The organism is Pseudomonas azerbaijanorientalis, assembly GCF_019139795.1.
GTDB lineage: Bacteria > Pseudomonadota > Gammaproteobacteria > Pseudomonadales > Pseudomonadaceae > Aquipseudomonas > Aquipseudomonas laurylsulfatiphila.
The window spans coordinates 2,190,268-2,208,351 of record NZ_CP077078.1 but is presented as its reverse complement, the minus strand read 5'-3'; the positions used below and the strand labels follow the sequence as shown (position 1 = coordinate 2,208,351).

Sequence of the window (18,084 nt, the reverse complement as noted above, 5' to 3'; positions counted from 1 at the left end):
ACAGGGATCACCTTGAACCTTGTGGGAGCGAGCTTGCTCGCGATGAGGCCAGTTCAGGCACTAAAGATCAAACAGTGATCAACCGCTCGCGCAACTTGCCAATCTCGTCGCGCATCTGCGCCGCTGCTTCAAACTCTAGATCACGCGCCAATGCATACATCTTCTCTTCCAGGGCCTTGATACGCTTGGCGATCTCGCCCGGCGAACGCAATTCGGCTTCGTACCTGGCGTTTTCTTCGGCGGCCTTGGCCATGCCCTTGCGCTTCTTGCTGCGCGAGCCGGGCACTGTGGCGCCTTCCATGATGTCGGCGACATCCTTGAACACGCCTTTGGGCGTGATGCCATTGGCCAGGTTAAAAGCAATCTGCTTGTCTCGACGACGCTCGGTTTCGCCGATCGCCCGCTCCATGGAGCCCGTGATCCGGTCGGCATACAGAATCGCCCGGCCATTGAGGTTACGCGCCGCCCGCCCGATGGTCTGGATCAGCGAGCGCTCGGAACGCAGGAAGCCTTCCTTGTCGGCATCGAGGATCGCCACCAGCGACACTTCCGGCATGTCCAGGCCTTCGCGCAACAAGTTGATGCCCACCAGCACATCGAAGGTGCCAAGACGCAAGTCGCGGATGATTTCGACCCGCTCCACGGTGTCGATGTCCGAGTGCAGGTAGCGCACGCGCACGCCGTGGTCGGCCAGATAGTCGGTCAAGTCTTCGGCCATGCGCTTGGTCAGCGTCGTGACCAGCACCCGCTCTTCCAGAGCGACACGCTTGGTGATTTCCGACAGCAAGTCGTCGACCTGGGTCAGTGCCGGGCGGATCTCGATTTGCGGGTCCACCAGCCCGGTCGGGCGCACCACCATGTCAATCACGCGCCCGGCGTGCTCGGCTTCATAATTGCCCGGCGTCGCCGAAACGAAAATCGTCTGCGGGCTGATGCTTTCCCATTCATCGAAACGCATCGGCCGGTTGTCCAGGGCCGAGGGCAGGCGGAAACCGTATTCGACCAGGGTTTCCTTGCGCGAGCGGTCGCCCTTGTACATGGCGCCCACCTGCGGAACGCTGACGTGGGATTCGTCGATCACCAGCAAGGCGTCGGCCGGCAGGTAATCGTAAAGGGTTGGTGGCGGCGCGCCGGCTTCGCGACCAGACAGGTAACGGGAGTAGTTTTCGATGCCGTTGCAGTAACCCAGTTCGAGGATCATCTCCAGATCGAAACGAGTGCGCTGCTCCAGGCGCTGAGCTTCCACCAGCTTGTTGTTGGAGCGCAGGTATTCCAGACGCTCCTGCAACTCGACCTTGATGCCTTCGACCGCGCCCAACAGGGTTTCCCGGGGCGTGACGTAGTGGCTTTTCGGGTAGAAGGTGAAGCGCGGCAGCTTGCGGATCACTTCGCCGGTCAATGGATCGAAGGCCGACAGGCTTTCCACTTCATCGTCGAAGAGTTCGATGCGGATTGCTTCGAAATCCGATTCCGCCGGGTGGATATCGATCACATCGCCGCGCACGCGGAAGGTCGCCCGGGCGAATTCCATGTCGTTGCGGGTGTATTGCAGGTCAGCCAGGCGGCGCAGCAACTCACGCTGGTCGAGCTTGTCGCCGCGATCCACGTGCAACACCATCTTCAGATAGGTTTCCGGGCTGCCCAGGCCGTAGATGCACGACACCGTGGTAACGATGATCGCGTCCTTGCGCTCGAGCAATGCCTTGGTCGCCGACAGCCGCATCTGCTCGATGTGGTCGTTGATCGAGGCATCTTTCTCGATGAAGGTGTCCGAGGACGGCACGTAGGCTTCGGGTTGGTAGTAGTCGTAGTAGGAAACGAAATACTCCACCGCGTTGTTCGGGAAAAACGCCTTGAACTCGCCGTACAACTGCGCCGCCAGGGTCTTGTTGGGCGCCAGCACCAGCGTCGGGCGCTGCACCTGGGCGATCACATTGGCGATGCTGAAGGTCTTGCCCGAGCCGGTCACACCGAGCAGCGTCTGGTGCGCCAGCCCGGCCTCGATGCCCTCGACCATCAGGCGGATGGCTTCCGGCTGATCGCCGGCGGGCTCGAAACGGGTGACTAGCTGGAATTCAGACATGAAATACCTCTGGATCACTCTTGCCGGTCAAACCGGCACGAACGAGAAAGACCGCAAACGACCGATGTCGCCCGAGGAAAAAACTGGATTGTGCTCAATGTGGAGCCGATTGCCAGCGCTTTCAAGGCAAACGTCCTGCATCACGCAAAACCTTTGCCGACACCATTCGACTGACGGTCGATAAATAATCGGAAAAACTTGCCTTAAAAGGTAAATCGCCTGTCGCCAGCAATCGCCGATGGCCTCTATACTAGCTCCCCGTTTGTGCACCGCTCTAGTGCATTCGGCTGGAGCGCGACACGTCCCTCCACTCTCCATTCAGAGCCGCCGCAATAATGAGCCTGTTCTCCGCTGTCGAAATGGCACCACGCGATCCAATCCTGGGCCTCAACGAAGCATTCAACGCCGATACCCGCACCAGCAAGGTCAACCTGGGGGTCGGTGTTTACTGCAACGAGGAGGGGCGAATTCCACTCCTGCGCGCCGTTGTCGAAGCCGAAACGATTCGCGCCGCTCAACACGTTTCCCGTGGCTACCTGCCAATCGACGGCATCGCCGCCTACGACCAGGCTGTGCAAAAGCTGCTGTTCGGCAATGATTCGCCACTGCTCGCTGCTGGCCGCGTCATCACCACCCAGGCCGTTGGCGGTACTGGCGCTCTGAAAATCGGTGCCGACTTCCTCAAGCAACTGCTGCCGAACGCCGTCGTGGCGATCAGCGACCCGAGCTGGGAAAACCACCGCGCGCTGTTCGAAACCGCCGGTTTCCCGGTGCAGAACTACCGCTACTACGATGCCGCGACCCACGACGTGAACCGTACCGGCATGCTGGAAGACCTGAACGCGCTGCCAAACGGCTCGATCATTGTGCTGCACGCCTGCTGCCACAACCCGACCGGCGTGGACCTGAGCCCGGCCGACTGGAAAAACGTCCTGGAAGTCGTCAAAGCCAAAGGCCACGTGCCGTTCCTCGACATGGCATATCAAGGTTTCGGCGATGGCATCGACGAAGACGCCGCTGCCGTGCGCCTGTTTGCCGAGTCGGGCCTGACTTTCTTCGCTTCCAGCTCGTTCTCCAAGTCGTTCTCGCTGTACGGCGAGCGCGTAGGTGCCCTGTCGATCGTCAGCGAATCGAAAGAAGAAAGCGCGCGCGTACTGTCGCAAGTCAAACGCGTGATCCGTACCAACTACTCCAACCCGCCGACTCACGGTGCCAGCGTTGTCGCTGCAGTGCTGAACAGCCCGGAACTGCGCGCCCAGTGGGAAGCCGAACTGGCCGAAATGCGCCTGCGCATTCGTGGCATGCGCACCCAGATGGTCGACCTGCTGGCAAAAAAAGCGCCTCAGCGCGATTTCAGCTTCGTCGGTCGTCAGTGCGGCATGTTCTCCTACTCCGGCTTGAGCGTTGAGCAGGTTCATCGCCTGCGCAACGAGTTCGGCATCTACGCCCTGGACACCGGCCGCATCTGCGTGGCTGCGCTGAACCAGAGCAACATCGAGGTGGTGACGGACGCGATTGTACAGGTCATCTGATTCAGCCTTGAAATGAAAAACGGGAAGCCTGTGGCTTCCCGTTTTTTATGGACCATCGATATTCCCCTAGACTGAGTCAGATCAAGGTGTGGGAGCGGGCTTGCTCGCGAAAGGGCCAGCAGCTCCAACACCGATGTCTCAGTCAGATCGCATTCGCGAGCAAGCCCGCTCCCACAGGTTTGCGTACACCTGAATGACCTATGAGATCCCACATGAAAAACGATGACCTGCGCGCCGACCGCGATGACCTGGATGATCTGGATCACTTCATCCCCCGCGCCCCGGCCAAACGCGGCAACAACCTGGTAATGCAAGTCGCTGCGGGTGTATTCCTCGGCGGCCTGGCCCTGTGGCTGGTGCAATTGGGTGCCACAGCGCTCTACGCCAAACTGATGGTTGCCACCATTACCTTCGGCGGTTAAGCCAGTTCGGTCGCACGCTGGCTGGCAGCGTCGTCGTAGGCGACATACAGCGATTCGGCGATCTGGCTCTTGATCGCCTTGGCGCTTTCCAGCCCCAGGACGAAACCTTCGGCCTTGCCACCCGCGCGGTTCAATGCTTCAGCGGTGCCAGCCTGAGTGATGGCGTCGAACAACTTTTCGGCATGGGGGCCGACACCCTTGGGCAGGCTGATCTGAGAGATGCTCATGGGTGCACCCCGTGGTGTCGAGGTGTGAGGGTCAAATGATTCATGGCGCGTACCTTTTCGGCGAATGGCCGGCAGCGCGTGTCACCACTTCCGGGCGACCATGGTAGACCTCCGTGGCGATCCTGGTAACCGCCAATCGCCGCCAAACCACCGCCCGTCCCGATAATTTGCTCCCGTTGTTATTCGATGCTTGACTTCTCTTTTTGAATCAGTAAGATACGCGCCATTCCGCGATAGCTCAGTTGGTAGAGCAAGTGACTGTTAATCACTGGGTCCCTGGTTCGAGTCCAGGTCGTGGAGCCAGACAGCAACATTGAAAAGCCCCTGAATCGAAAGATCCAGGGGCTTTTTTGTGGCCGATGAAAAGCCATCTCTTGAAAAGAAAAAAGGGCCGATCTGTCTATTCGACAGATCGGCCCTTTTCAGTCGCCGTGAACGTCAGACATGTTCACTGCTTTTCGCGTGCACCGCCCGTGGTTCTGCCCCACCGTGTTCCGATTCCAGCACCGGAATCTCCTTGCCATCGCAATCGTGCAGCTTACCGTCGCTGAAGTAGTCCCCTTCGCGCAACGCCGCAAGATCCTGATAACGCAGCACCCGCTCGGTACCGGCCGCAAACACCGATTGCTGATCGGAGTTACCGGCGGTGAGGTGGTTGAAGGTCAGGTTCAGCACGATGGCCATGATCGCCGACGAGCTGATGCCCGAATGGAAAATGGTCGCGAACCAGCTCGGGAATTGATCGTAGAAGCTCGGTGCCGCGATCGGGATCATGCCGAAGCCGATGGAGGTGGCGACGATGATCAGGTTGACGTTGTTGCGGTAGTCGACCTTGGACAAGGTCCGAATGCCGCTGGCCGCGACGGTGCCGAACAGCACGATGCCGGCGCCGCCCAATACCGAGGTCGGCACGGCGGCGATGACCCGGCCCATGAAGGGCAGCAGGCCGAGGAGCACCAGGAACAAACCGCCAGTGGCCACCACGTAGCGGCTCTTGATGCCGGTGACCGCCACCAGCCCGACGTTCTGGGCAAAGGCGCTCTGGGTGAAGGACCCGAAGATCGGCGCGAACATGCTCGACAGCATGTCGGCGCGCAGGCCGTTGCCCAGGCGCTTGGAGTCAACCTTGGTGTCGATGATCTCACCGACCGCCAGAATGTCGGCCGAGGTTTCCACCAGCGTCACCATCACCACGATGCACATCGACAGGATCGCCGCGAAGTGGAAGGTCGGCATGCCGAAGTGGAAGGGTGTCGGGAAGCCGAACATCGGCCCCTGGGTCACGGACGAGAAATCCGCCATGCCAAGGAACACCGCGATCACCGTACCGACGACCATGGCCAGCAGGATCGACAGGCGGGAGATGGTCGCACTGCCGATTTTGCTCAGCAGCAGCACCAGCACCAGCGTCACCGCCGCCAGACCGATATTCGCCATGCTGCCGAAATCCGGTGCGTGACTGTTGCCGCCCATGGCCCAGCGCGCGGCTACCGGCATCAGCGTCAGGCCGATGGTGGTAATCACGATGCCGGTCACCAGCGGCGGGAAGAACTTGGTGATACGCGAGAACACCGGGGTAATCAGCAATCCGATCAGGGACGCCGCGATCACCGCCCCCAACACCGACTGGAACCCGCCCTCCCCGCCACTGCTGACAATCGCCACCATGGTCGCGACGCCAGAGAAGGATACGCCCTGCACCAGCGGCAACTGACAACCAAAAAACGGTAGACCCAGGGTTTGCAGCAGCGTTGCCAGCCCCCCCGCAAACAATGAAGCAGCAATCAACAAACCGATGTCCGCTGGCGAGAGCCCGGCCGCCTGGCCGATGATCAATGGCACCGCAACGATACCGCCATACATGGTCAGAACATGTTGCAGGCCATAAGCCATATTCGCGCCGATCCCTAGGTTTTCGTCCTCGGGCCGTTGGTGTGAAACATGGGGCGTTTTCATGGAGGGGGTTCCCTGGTTTTTGTTATGCGCACACTGTATGCAAGACACAGGACAAATGTCTATAGAGTTGTATACAACTTGTCGATCACAAAATGGATACTTGTCCATTTCCGCCTGATAGCCCCCCTCCTGATCCCGCCAAAAACCTTGAAATACTTCCCTCGCTGCCCCCCCCCCTGGGTGCTGACTAGTCTTTTGAATTCCTGGCGACCATCGGTATGACTCGCCTCTTTTTTATACATATAAAGTATGCATAATGAAGCCATTCGACATTCAGTTCCACAGGGCAAAGAACGCAGCCAACAAACTCAAGCACCAAGGCATCAGCCTCGCAGAGACTGAACCGGTATTCCATGACGAACGAGCGCTGACCATCGAGGACAACCACCACGACGAACAACGCTGGATCACCCTGGGGCTGGATGCCAAAGGCCGTTTGCTGGTCGTCGTGTACACCTACCGCGATCCGAATTTCGTTCGAATCATTTCCGCGCGCATCGCCACCAAAAGCGAGCGCCGTCAGTACCTGGAGACATGACCGATGAAAGACGAATACGACTTCAGTGACGCCAGGCGCGGGGCCGTGGCGCCCGCCAAAGGCAAGACCCGCATTACCATCATGCTCGATGACGCCGTCATCGAAGCCGCCCGGGCCCTGGCAGAACACGAGGGGTACGGCTACCAGACGGCAATCAACAATACGTTGCGCCGGGCCCTGCTCAACGAAGGCAAAAGCGCAAAACTGAAACCAACCCTCACCCCTGCCGAACTCAAGGGCCTGGAGCAGAAACTGGCAGAGGCCTTGCGCGAAATTCAACGGGTGATGGCGTCGGGTGTTCGGCCCTGAAACGCAAAGGGCCGATCAATCTGACCAGCCCTTTGTGATGCCTGCGATCAGCCCGCTATTGCGGCGGTGCGATCAATCGCTCCAGCGTCCGCGCCAATTGCGCCTGTTCCGGTACGCGGATGCCGAACTCGCTGCCCAGCAGGCCAATCAGTTCCCGCACATCCGTCACCTCCCGCCGCTCGCTGTCATGGCCGATCCGGTGAATGGCGAAACTGCCGTTGTTGAGCGTACGGCGCCAGCCCTCCCCGGTGCGCGCCACCATCAACTGCCTGACGAAAGTCGACTCGGGGTGGGTCGAGACGTACCAGTTGCCCACAGCAAAATCGATATCTTCCTGGCGTTGCAGGTCGAAGATGTACATCGATCGCCATTCACCGGCTACGTTGGCGCGCAGGGTAAAGCCGTCGACGTGCAGGTCGATGCGATACGATTCGTGCGGGGTGAGTTGTTCGGCGCGGGAATCGAGCAACAGTGGCGCGGTCGGTACCATGCCGCCGAAGCCGACGTCGGTGATGTAGCGTACGTCATCAATGATGACCAGGCTCAGGCGATGGGTCCGGGCCGTCCAGGCGCCCTCCGGCTGCCCCATCACTACCCGACCGCTGATGGCGCGGGCGTCGAAACCCAATTCCTGAAGCAAGGCCAGAAACAGCTTGTTGAGTTCGTAGCAATAACCGCCACGGCCCGCGTGCAAGACCTTCCGCTCGATGGACGGCAGGTCGATCAGCACCGGTTCGCCGGATAACGTGGTGAGGTTTTCAAACGGGAAAACCCCGGTATGGCGCCCTTGCAGTTGGCGCAAGGTTTCCAGGGTCGGTGCCGGGGGTGCATCGAAGCCCAGGCGTTGCAGATACAGAGCACGGTCAGTCAGGCGTGGATCGCTCATCGTTCAATCCTTTTGCACGCAAGCGGCGGATTGCTCCGCCAGTGGTCGCTATGTATACGGGATCAGGCACGGCCACCGACAATTGATTTAGCCAATCATTCGTCATGAAAAACTCAACGCTGCTTGCGCGAACCCAATTGAATCCAGGTCGGTGCATGGTCGCTGGCATGGGGTTCATTGCGCACCCAGGCATCCACCCCGGCGTCTTGCAGATACGGGCTCAGGGCAGGGTTGAGCAGCAAATGATCAATGCGCAGACCTGAGTTTTTCTGCCAGTGCTGACGGAAGTAATCCCAGAATGTGTAGAGCCGATCCTGCGGATGCAGGTGCCGCAATGAATCGGTCCAGCCCTGGTCCAGCAACCGCTGGTAGCACTCGCGACTCTCCGGTTGCAGCAAGGCGTCCTTGAGCCATGAGCGCGGGTTATAGATGTCCAGGTCGGTGGGTACCACGTTGTAGTCACCCGCCAGCACCACCGGATGTTCACTGCCTTGAAGCGCCTGCGCATGACGGATCAGTCGTTCGAACCATGCCAGCTTGTACTCGAATTTCGGCCCCGGCTGCGGGTTGCCGTTAGGTAAATACAGGCAACCCACCAGAACCCCGTGGACCGCGGCTTCCAGATAACGACTGTGGTTGTCGCTGTCATCGCCGGGCAACCCGCGTCGGCTCTCCAGCGGCTGCGCATCCCGCGCCAGGATTGCCACGCCGTTCCATGACGCCTGCCCCTGCCAGATGGCGCCGTAGCCGAGCGCTTCAAGCTCCGCAGCCGGGAATGCACTGTCCACTGCCTTCAACTCCTGCAAGCAGGCGATGTCCGGTTTTTCCCGTTCAAGCCAGGCCAGCAGGTTGGGCAGCCGGGCGCGCAGGCCATTGACGTTGAACGTGGCAATCCGCAGTTTCTTCATGATCGGACACTCCTGAGGACGAGGTGCCTGAACTGTGACACCTACCCTTTTCGGTGGTTGCATCCGTGGTCCCGGGGGCGGCAGCACCTTGAGCGCAAGCTGGTCGATTCGAGGGTGTCCGCAAATTTCCCGTCCGACATATCTCAAGTGTGGGAGCGGGCTTGCTCGCGAATGCGCTGTGTCAGCCAACATCAATGCTGATTGGGCCGACGTCTTCGCGAGCAAGCCCGCTCCCACAGGGTTCTCGCTGGCCATGGATCGGCGGCCCACCAGTCCCCCGCGCCACTCGTCAAGCAGATCGGCACCTACCACGCGCCCTGTCACACTAACCTCAGGTAACGACTCATCCTGGAGACGACCATGATGAACATAAAAATGGCTTCGCTGCTCATGGCCACATGGATGTCGGCTACGTCCCTGGCCACCTTTGCGGCGTCCGGCGAGAGTCCTGGTACGACCGGTACGGCACCCGGCGCAACCCGCAGTTCAACCATGCTGCCAGACAGCAACAGGTCCAGCGACCCCTCGGGTAACAACGGGCGCGCAAAGAGCCCCGGCTCGTCAATGGGCAGCACCGGCGTCAATGGTCCGGGCAGTGGCGCGGGCGGCGGCACCGGCGCCCCCGGAGGTGGAACAGGCGGCGCTGGCGGCGGGACGGGCAGTTGGACAAACAAAAGCAGCCAATGACATGACGTCGTTGGCTGCTTTTTTCGTCCTGGGCTTACAGCTGCTTGATCGCCGGCGGGTTCCACTTGCCGTTCAACGCCTCGGCCTTCGGGCCATACAAACGCATGGTCAGATTGAATGAGCCTTTGGGCGCCGGCAGCCAGTTGGCCTCCAGATCCTTGCCGGGGCTTTCGTTCTGGAAATAGAGGTCCAGCGAGCCATCGGCGTTGTGCTTGAACGGCATCCAGCTACTGACTGCAAAACGGTTGAGTGAGTTGCCGACCTGGAAACCTTGCGGGTCATACAGGGTGATCGACCAGAAGGCGTTAACCGGCGGTGTCTCGCCCTTGCTGAAATGCAACACGTATTTATTCGCGCCATCGAGTGGCTTGCCGTTGCTGTCGCCGATATTCAACGGATAAATCGCGTCCTCGGGCAGGTTAGCGCCGAGCCCCACCTGCGTAACGATGGCACGCTTGAGGTAGTAGTTGCCGTAGACGCCCATGGTGTCGGTGTTCATCGACCAGCCATTGACCTCCCGCGCCAGGGTCGGCACTTTCCAGGTCATCAAGGCCTGCGCATCCTTAGGCACCTTTTGCAGTGCGGCCTGGATTTGCGGGTCCAGCGCGTCCATGTTGAACGACTTGCCGACTTCGATTCCAAGACGCTTGATCTGCGCCAGCATTGGCTGGTCGGTGCTGTGCGGCGGGTTCACCTTCAGCAACTCGGCAGCGTAAGTGAAGTAATCGGCAGCCGACATGGAGTCGACCTGAATCTTCGGTGGCGTTTTCATGTCCACCGCTGGGTCGACTTTCACGGTGACGGCTTCAGGCTCCTTACCTAAACGCGACAACGGCGTCACCGTGTAGCCGGCCTGGATCTTGTGCACCGCCGCGTAATCCTCTGCGCCGTCAGTCTTGGTCCTGCCGATGACCCAGACAAAGGGCGTTGGCGCCGGCAGATGGCTCATCCCGGCAGGCACCGCGCCCGTCCAGCCCGGTGGCGTCACGAGGAATTGTCCGGCCTCGGTGCCCGTGGTGCGCCAGCCCGGCGACGCAAACACGTCGGTCCACATATCGAGCATTGGCAGCAGGTAGAAGCGTCCATCGGTATTCGGCGCGGCGATCACCAGCGGCTCCTTGCTCAAGTCCAGCCAGGCAATCGAATACAAAGTGTCGAAGTTGGAGCGCACCACCCCTTTGAAATCGGCTGGTGGGTACTGCGGCACACTGACAAACATGTTCATCGGGCCCTTGCCGAATTCCTTGCCTGGCTCGATGTTGGTGAATTGCTTGCGGGTGATGTCCATGCTCAGCAGCGGGTAAAAATAGATGTAGGCATCCACGCCGATGGCATGCGCTTCTTCGGCGGTGATTTTCGGTTGCGCCTGGCTGACCAGCGGAAAAATGGCAGCGGCTGCGACGGTCAGAGCAACGGCTGTCAACGTTTGAGGTAGCAACATGTTGGCGATCGTCCTTACGTGGGGGAGCCTGCCGGGTTCGACAGCGCTAACGGAACTCTAGACGATCAATTCTGACTGGCCAGCAAGACGGTCCACCGGCAACAAAAGCACTTCAACGATCGGAGCGCATCAATGCCTCGCCACCGGCCATCGACAATGTGGCCACGCGGTTGCGACCCGAATGCTTGGCTTGATACAACGCCGCATCGGCCCGCTGGACAAACACGTCCATGCTGTCACGCCCCGAGGGCACGAACGAATAGCAGCCCAGGCTGACCGTCACGTAGCCATTGGGTGAGCCGGTGTGAGTGATGTTCTTGTCGATGACACTGCGACGGATCTGCTCGGCAATCGTCATGGCGCCGTGAATGTCGGTGTCGGGCAGCAGCACCGCAAACTCTTCACCGCCGTAACGCACCGCCAGATCGGCCTTGCGCTGGCAGCAACTCTTCAGCGCACGCGCCACTTCGGCCAGGCAGTGATCCCCCACCACGTGGCCGTAGGTGTCGTTGTAGCGCTTGAAGTAATCGATATCGAGCATGATCAGGCTCAAGGAGCTTGCCTGCCGGGCACCGCGCCCGAACTCGATGTCCATCGCCCGCTCGAACAACCGGCGGTTGGCCAGGCCGGTCAGGCTGTCATGCGTGGCGATCAGCTCCAGTGCTTGCTGGGCCCTGCGCAAATCCTTCTCGACCCGCTCGCCCACGCGCACCTGACGAATGAACACCCAACCGAACAACCCCACGCCCAGCAGCACCAGGGCAACGATGAGGCTGGAGCGGAACGCCGTGTCGTACCAGTCCGCGAGAATGGTCTGCGTGGACGACGCAGCGGCGACCACCAGCGGATACGCCTCCAGCTGGCGGTAACCGTACAGGCGTGTCACGCCATCGATGATGGACGTGAACATCACATTGCCAGAGTTGGCCTGTGGCAGGAACTTCTGGAAGATCTCGCCCTGGGCCAGCGACACGCCGATCTGCGCTTCTACAAAGGGTCGACGCGCCAACAAAGTGCCATCGGTCAGGCCGAGAAACATCGAGCCGTTGTCGTCGAGGCTGAAGCTTTTGAAGAACTGGTCGAAGTACGACATCTTGATGCCGGCCAGCAATACGCCCTGGAAATGGCCGTTCCTGTCGTTGACCCGCTTGGAAACAGGGATGATCCACTCGCCGTTTTCCCGGCTGCGGATGGCCGGGCCGATATGCGCCACCGACGATACGTTCTGCTGGTGATACTTGAAGTACTCGCGATCCGCGACCCCGGCACCCCGGGGCAGGTTTTCAAACGAGGTCACCACCCACTGGCCCTTCTGGTCGAACAACAGGATGCCGTGCAATTGATCCAGTGCCAGCACCCGCCGGGCAAAGGTCTGCTGCAAGCGAGGTCGCATGTCCTGGTCGAAACCGTCGACCTGAATCCAGTCCACCAGGCTGGTCAGCACCAGGTCAGCCTTCATGAAGGTGTCTTCGGCTTGCTGCGCCATGGCCCGCGTCAGGTTCGAAGACGCCACTTGCGCCAGGCTCAGATCATGGCGACGGGATTGCTCCAGTTGCAGGTAGAGCAAACCGCACAGGCACAGACACACCGTGGCAATGAACAACACCGCGGCCTTGCGCAGCGGTATGCGTTTCAATGCAACGTCAGGGGCGTGGTCCGGGTTGTTAAAGCGCGTGGGCAAAAGTTCATCCTGTCAGGGACAAGGCATGGGCAACGGCCCAAAGCCCTCAGTTTTTGTGGGCCGTAGTTTACGGGGTTATCCACGACAAAGGGGCAACCACTTGCCCGGTGGCGCTGCAAACATGACCCAGGGCAGTACTGTCTGCGCGTCAACGAGCTACGATTAGACTGACCTCCATACAGGGAATCGACATGAGCAAGGCAGACGAGCTCGCTGCAAAAATGAAACGGACAGGGCTGACCAGCGCAGATCAGGCAATTGATGGCTGGCCGGGCCAGGTCTACGAACTGTATCAACGGATAGAGCACTGGCTGCTGCCCTTGACCGAAGCGGGCCTGGCCCTGCGGCGCAACGCCACCCATGTGTTCGAAAGTCATCCCGAGGATGGCTCCTACGATTACGCCATTGACCAGTTGGTGATCACCGGCAACAAGCACAGCATTACCTTTGACCCGGTTGCACGCTTCACCGCCGATGGCGAGGGGCGCGTCGAGATTCACTCCCCGGGCAACGAGTTCGCCCTGTTGCGCACCGTGGACGAACACGGCGAAACACACTGGTGGCTACAAACGATCGAGCAAGCCACGGCACAACAGGATGCGGTGGCGCTGACAGAAAGCGATCTGCTTGTAGTGGTGCAACAAGGGTTGGCGCTTTAGGAAGGTTGCTAAAGGGCATGGGAAACTGTAGGAGCCAGCCTGCTGGCGATGGACTCAAATGCGCCGCGTTCATCCGGCTCACACGCGTTATCGTTAACGACCATCGCAGGCAAGCCAGCTCCCACAAGGGACCGCGCCCACGCTGAAACTGTAGGAGCCAGCTTGCTGGCGATGGACTCGAATGCGCCGCGTTCATCCAGATCAAACGCGTTATCGTTAACGACCATCGCAGGCAAGCCAGCTCCCACAAAAGACCCTGCCCACGCTGATACTGTAGGAGCCAGCCTGCTGGCGATGTACTCAAATGCGCCGCGTTCATCCGGCTCACACGCGTTATCGTTAACGACCATCGCTGGCAAGCCGGCTCCCACAAAAGACCCTGCCCACGCTGATACTGTAGGAGCCAGCCTGCTGGCGATGGACTCGAATGCGCCGCGTTCATCCAGATCAAACGCGTTATCGTTAACGACCATCGCAGGCAAGCCAGCTCCCACAAGGGGTCATGCCCACGCTGAAACTGTAATTAAATGGACTCGCCCAAGCCGAGGCGTCTGTGCGCCGCGGTGGCATTCTTATAGAAGCCAACGACAGCGAGGGCGAGGCCATGAAAAAGCATACGATGTTCAATCAGTCTTTGTCAGCCGACGAGTCGGCGTGCACGACCGTTGCGGTAGATCTTGCAAAAAAGGTCTTTCAGGTCGCCGGGGAGGATGCTCTCGGCCAGGTAAAATTCGAGGATCGAATCAAGTCCCGCGAGGCCTTCCAGGTATTTCTGCACAAGCTTCCCGAGAGTGTGACGGTCTTGGTGGAAACCGGGCCAGGCGCTCAGGCGTGGGCGCGGTTACTGCAAATACAGGGCAATCCGGTCCGCATCCTGCCGGCCCAGCTTGTTGCCAAACATCGCTGTGGCCCGAAAAATGATCACAACGATGCGTTCGCTATCCTACGTGCAGGCCGCGATAGCACGATTTCAGCCGTTCCGGTCAAGAGCCCGGCGGCGCTCGCGATGCAGGCACTGCACCGAGCTCGACAGGGATATATACGGCGACGCACGGCGGTGGGCAATCAGATGCGCGGTTTGCTGCTGGAACATGGCGTGGCTCTGGCGCAGGGCGAAATGGCGATCAGCCAGCTCGTGCCTCGGATATTGGAAGATGTTACCCAGCCATTGCCCGATCTACTGCGCGAGCTGATCGCCGAACTGCTGGGTGAATGGAGTCAACTGGGTGAACGCGTCAACGTACTGACCGGCCGACTGGAAACGGCGGCGAAAGAGAGTGAGATAGCGAGGCGGCTGATGACTGTGCGCGGTGTTGGTCCAATCATCGCCACGGCGCTGCTGGCCAAGCAGACCGAGCCTGAACGCTTCGCCAACGCCCGGCAGTTTGCCGCGTACTTCGGGTTGGTGCCCAACCAGCACAGCAGCGGCGATAAAATCCGACTGGGCAAGATGTGCAAACATGGCGATGCCTACTTGCGCAGTCTGACGATCCAAGGAGCCCATGCTGTTTTAAGGCAGATACGATCTGACTCACAGCAGCCGGACGACCAACGTCTACAGCGTTGGATCTCCCGCCTGGGGCGCAAGGAGGCGGCAGTGCGATTGGCCAACCGCAACCTGCGCATTCTCTGGGTACTACTACAAAACGATCAGACTTATCATCGCCGGCCGGGAAATGGCCCCGAGGTGGCGATGAGTCACTGATCAATAGCGTTCTGCCACCGGGGCGTTAAGCCGCTCCAACCCATGCTAAAAAACATTGACCCCAGGTCAGACCGTCGCGGATTGATGCCTGGGCTCCTACCGGCCCTTGAGGCCTCACTGTAATCGGCATACCGCGCGCTTATCCAATGTTGGCCAGAAGCCGTTCAAGGCTTCCTCAAACAGGCCTGATACATAGATGCAACCGGGCAGCAGTGTTTAGAAGCAGGTTGAAAGTGGGGGCGAGTCCATACATAGGAGCCAGCCTGCTGGCGATGGACTCAAGTGCGCCGCGTTCATCCAGTCCACACGCGTTATCGTTAACGACCATCGCTGGCAAGCCGGCTCCTACAGGGGACCGTGCCCACGCTCCAAACCAGTACCCCCCCAAAAATGGCGCTCCCGAGGCGTCTTTTCAGTCTTTGGTTACTGTTGGCCCTGCCCCGTCACCACCAGTGGGATCTCTGCCTGACGCAAGTCCAGGGGAGGCAATTTCGTTGGCTGACTCAAGCCCTGCAACACCCGGGCATCGTAATCATAAATGTCCGGTTTGAACGTCACCCGCCCGTCATTGCTCAGGTCCACGGTCCAATAGGCCAGCAGCACCGGCACCTTCACCGGCAGCTGGATATTCTCGGTCCTGCCATTGGCCAACTGTTTTTGAATCCCGGCACTGTTCCAGCGCACCGGGTCGTTGAACAACAACTCGACCAGTTGCAGCGGGTTTTCCACGCGGATGCAGCCCGAGCTGGTGGCCCGGACCGTCTTGGCAAACAGCTCGCGGTGCGGCGTGTCATGCAGGTAAATCGCATAGTCGTTGGGGAAGCGGATCACCACCTGCCCCAACGAACTGTCGGGGCCGGCATCCTGACGCAGGCGGATGCCTCGCGGGTTGCTCCAGTCAACGTCCGAGGGGTCGAGCACATTGCCTTCGCGATCAAGCACGCGAATCCGGTTGGCCGCCAGATAGCCAGGATCGTTCTGGATTTTTGGAATCACGTCCTGCTTGAGGATGGTCGGTGGCACGGTCCAGGTCGGATTGAACGTAATGTAGGTGATTTCGGCCTGGAACACCGGCGTACTGCGCACCGGCTTGCCGACCTGCACCCGCGAACGCCAGATCGGCAGACCGTCGCGGTACATCGCCACCTTGTAGCCGGCGATATCGACGATCACGAACGTGCCCTGAAGTTTGTACAACAGCCAGCGGGCGCGCTCCATGTTGACCCGCACCTGATCGATCCGCGCCTCGACCGGCACGTTCAGCGCCGCCAGCGTCGCCGCCCCCGCCACGCCGTCGGCCCCCAGGTATTGCTCGGTCTGATACTTCTTCACCGCGGCGATGACCTTGTCGTCGTAACCGGCTTTTTTCGCCAGGTGCGGCTCCAGGTACCCGCCCGCCACCAGGCGCGCACGCAATTGTCCGACCGCCACCCCGTCCATGCCGGGCTTGAGCGATTGGCCTTCGGTGACTTTCGGCCAGCCGCCCGCATCACGCACCTGGCGCAACCGGGCCAGGCCTTCACGCAAATTGCGGTAAATCTCTTCCTGAGGAGGCGCATCGGCGAATGCACGTGCCACGTCATGAGCATCGAGGGCGCTGAACAGGTTGTTCATGTCCTCGCGGGCATTGCCGCCGGCAGGATCGAAATTCCAGTGAATGTCCAGCCGCGACGGATCGACCTTGCCCCGGCGCAGTTGCAGCAACGCGGTGATGAAGGTGCGGGTGGCCGCCATGTCGAACATCGCCCGCTGCGCCGTGGAAGGCATGGCGGCCATCAGCGATTCATGGGCCCGGGCCAGTTCGGTGATACGAAAATCCGCCGGGGTCAGGCCGTCGACCCGGGTGTCTTCGAGGCTCTTGAGTAACTGCACCACATCACGATCATCCGTCCACGCGGCGCGATAGTTGCGATGCATATAGAAATCCAGCACCACCCGACTGACGTCCACACGCTGATTGCGCCTTGATGTGAGCAACGGCGGAAAGGCCGAGCGCAGCGGTTCCAGCGTTGCCTGAATCGCCTGGCCGACCGCATCGTCAGGCGCCGCGGCATCGCTTGTGCTGCTCGCTGCAGATACCGTCTCAATCGGCGAAGATTGCGCAAAGGCCGCACCGCTGATCAGAAAGCCCATAAAAAACATGCGGCTTATGACGAATGACCTTGTTAATTGCACCATGGATAATCCTTAATCCCCTGATTCAACGGCGCCAGCTTTGCGCTCGCTGCTAGACTCGAAATTATCATGATGAGACCCGACTATGGCGCTAAACCGCTTTGGCCTTTTATTTGCCATTTTACTGACGTGCCTTTCAGTAACGTCAGCCTACGCCGAATCGCTTGAAAACGCGCTGGTCAAAGCAGCACCAGGCGCCGACGCCAAAGTGATTGCCCTGGCCGTTCGCGCCACCCAATGCAGCCGTGCCCAAGGCGTCGCCCCAGCCCAAAGACTGGCGGTGATCGATTACTCCCTGCCTTCGACCGAACAACGCCTGTGGGTCTTCGACCTTAAACGGCGCAAGTTGCTGTTTCACGAACTGGTCGCCCATGGCCGCAACAGCGGCGAAAACATGGCCACGCTGTTCTCCAACCGCAACGAAAGCCACGCCACCAGCCTCGGCCTGTTCCGTACCCAGCAAAGCTATCTCGGCCAGAACGGATACTCGCTGCGCATGGAAGGCCTGGAGCCCGGTTTCAACGACAACGCCTTTGACCGGGCCATCGTCATTCACGGCGCGCCCTACGTCAGCCCGGTGCTGGCCCGCGCCAATGGCCGCATCGGCCGCAGCCTGGGTTGCCCGGCCGTCAGACCGGCAATTGCCCATCGGCTGATTGATTCGATGAAGGACGGCCAGTTGTTGTTTTCCTACTACCCGGACCAGCGTTGGCTGAAGTCGTCCTCCTACATCAACTGCGGCGACACCGTGGCCTCAAGGGAAAAGTCCACTTCAAGCCAGAAAGCGACGTCCAACCTGTCAAAACTGTAATCTTCGCCTCAGCCTGCTGAAAGGCACCGCCTGCTAGCCTTATCGACAAGTTCAACAGGCTGAC

The 18,084-nt window shown here is 60.0% G+C and carries 16 protein-coding genes and 1 tRNA gene; 9 read left to right on the top strand and 8 right to left on the bottom strand.

All coding sequences use genetic code 11. The features are described 5' to 3' along the window. Positions 1–67 precede the first annotated feature (67 nt). Positions 68–2,083 carry an excinuclease ABC subunit UvrB gene (uvrB, locus tag KSS91_RS09570; protein WP_217837736.1) on the bottom strand — a complete coding sequence of 672 codons (2,016 nt, stop codon included), beginning with the start codon at positions 2,081–2,083 and terminating at the stop codon, positions 68–70. A 335-nt stretch (positions 2,084–2,418) separates the two neighbouring features. Here uvrB and KSS91_RS09565 point away from each other — a divergent pair, with 335 nt between their 5' ends. Next, positions 2,419–3,615 (top strand): amino acid aminotransferase, encoded by a 1,197-nt coding sequence (locus KSS91_RS09565; protein ID WP_015095910.1) that lies wholly within the window; start codon positions 2,419–2,421, stop codon positions 3,613–3,615. A 212-nt stretch (positions 3,616–3,827) separates the two neighbouring features. Then, positions 3,828–4,037, top strand: a complete 210-nt coding sequence (locus KSS91_RS09560) for a hypothetical protein (RefSeq protein ID WP_007986927.1) — start codon at positions 3,828–3,830, stop codon at positions 4,035–4,037. Here KSS91_RS09560 and KSS91_RS09555 read toward each other — a convergent pair. Beyond that, positions 4,034–4,264: a hypothetical protein gene (locus KSS91_RS09555; RefSeq protein WP_217837735.1), complete on the bottom strand. Its 231-nt coding sequence runs from the start codon at positions 4,262–4,264 to the stop codon at positions 4,034–4,036. The genes KSS91_RS09560 and KSS91_RS09555 overlap by 4 nt on opposite strands. Before the next feature lie 227 nt (positions 4,265–4,491). On the opposite strand from KSS91_RS09555, the gene KSS91_RS09550 reads away from it, so the two are divergent. Next, positions 4,492–4,567, top strand: a tRNA-Asn gene (locus tag KSS91_RS09550). Positions 4,568–4,702: 135 nt separating this feature from the next. On the opposite strand, the gene KSS91_RS09545 is transcribed toward KSS91_RS09550, so the two are convergent. After that, on the bottom strand, positions 4,703–6,220 hold the full coding sequence (locus KSS91_RS09545; RefSeq protein ID WP_217837734.1) for a nucleobase:cation symporter-2 family protein: 1,518 nt from the start codon (positions 6,218–6,220) through the stop codon (positions 4,703–4,705). A 256-nt stretch (positions 6,221–6,476) separates the two neighbouring features. Here KSS91_RS09545 and KSS91_RS09540 point away from each other — a divergent pair, with 256 nt between their 5' ends. Beyond that, complete coding sequence (locus KSS91_RS09540; protein WP_015095914.1) at positions 6,477–6,758, top strand: BrnT family toxin; 282 nt, start codon at positions 6,477–6,479, stop codon at positions 6,756–6,758. 3 nt (positions 6,759–6,761) lie between these two features. Continuing rightward, entirely contained in the window at positions 6,762–7,067 is a 306-nt protein-coding gene (locus tag KSS91_RS09535; protein WP_217837733.1) for a BrnA antitoxin family protein, read from the top strand. 55 nt (positions 7,068–7,122) lie between these two features. On the opposite strand, the gene KSS91_RS09530 is transcribed toward KSS91_RS09535, so the two are convergent. Continuing rightward, positions 7,123–7,953: an arylamine N-acetyltransferase family protein gene (locus KSS91_RS09530; RefSeq protein WP_217837732.1), complete on the bottom strand. Its 831-nt coding sequence runs from the start codon at positions 7,951–7,953 to the stop codon at positions 7,123–7,125. A gap of 113 nt (positions 7,954–8,066) precedes the next feature. Next, positions 8,067–8,861, bottom strand: a complete 795-nt coding sequence (locus KSS91_RS09525; protein ID WP_217837731.1) for an exodeoxyribonuclease III — start codon at positions 8,859–8,861, stop codon at positions 8,067–8,069. A 360-nt stretch (positions 8,862–9,221) separates the two neighbouring features. On the opposite strand from KSS91_RS09525, the gene KSS91_RS28735 reads away from it, so the two are divergent. Then, the gene (locus tag KSS91_RS28735) at positions 9,222–9,548 is read left to right on the top strand and encodes a hypothetical protein (protein WP_437179733.1); all 327 of its coding nucleotides are present in this window, start codon (positions 9,222–9,224) and stop codon (positions 9,546–9,548) included. 34 nt (positions 9,549–9,582) lie between these two features. On the opposite strand, the gene KSS91_RS09515 is transcribed toward KSS91_RS28735, so the two are convergent. Continuing rightward, on the bottom strand, positions 9,583–10,989 hold the full coding sequence (locus KSS91_RS09515) for a DUF1254 domain-containing protein (RefSeq protein WP_217837729.1): 1,407 nt from the start codon (positions 10,987–10,989) through the stop codon (positions 9,583–9,585). A 112-nt stretch (positions 10,990–11,101) separates the two neighbouring features. Further along, the gene (locus tag KSS91_RS09510) at positions 11,102–12,670 is read right to left on the bottom strand and encodes a sensor domain-containing diguanylate cyclase (RefSeq protein ID WP_217837728.1); all 1,569 of its coding nucleotides are present in this window, start codon (positions 12,668–12,670) and stop codon (positions 11,102–11,104) included. A gap of 191 nt (positions 12,671–12,861) precedes the next feature. On the opposite strand from KSS91_RS09510, the gene KSS91_RS09505 reads away from it, so the two are divergent. Continuing rightward, positions 12,862–13,329 carry a hypothetical protein gene (locus KSS91_RS09505; protein ID WP_217837727.1) on the top strand — a complete coding sequence of 156 codons (468 nt, stop codon included), beginning with the start codon at positions 12,862–12,864 and terminating at the stop codon, positions 13,327–13,329. A 619-nt stretch (positions 13,330–13,948) separates the two neighbouring features. Continuing rightward, positions 13,949–15,034: an IS110 family RNA-guided transposase gene (locus KSS91_RS09500; protein ID WP_083884580.1), complete on the top strand. Its 1,086-nt coding sequence runs from the start codon at positions 13,949–13,951 to the stop codon at positions 15,032–15,034. Between the two features lie 423 nt (positions 15,035–15,457). Here the strand turns inward: KSS91_RS09500 and KSS91_RS09495 are convergent, their stop codons facing one another. After that, complete coding sequence (locus KSS91_RS09495; protein ID WP_217837726.1) at positions 15,458–17,212, bottom strand: L,D-transpeptidase family protein; 1,755 nt, start codon at positions 17,210–17,212, stop codon at positions 15,458–15,460. Between the two features lie 82 nt (positions 17,213–17,294). Between KSS91_RS09495 and KSS91_RS09490 the strand changes: the two genes are divergently transcribed. Next, a complete protein-coding gene (locus KSS91_RS09490; protein ID WP_217837725.1) occupies positions 17,295–18,020 on the top strand; it encodes a murein L,D-transpeptidase catalytic domain family protein in 726 nt (241 codons plus the stop codon). Positions 18,021–18,084 lie beyond the last annotated feature (64 nt).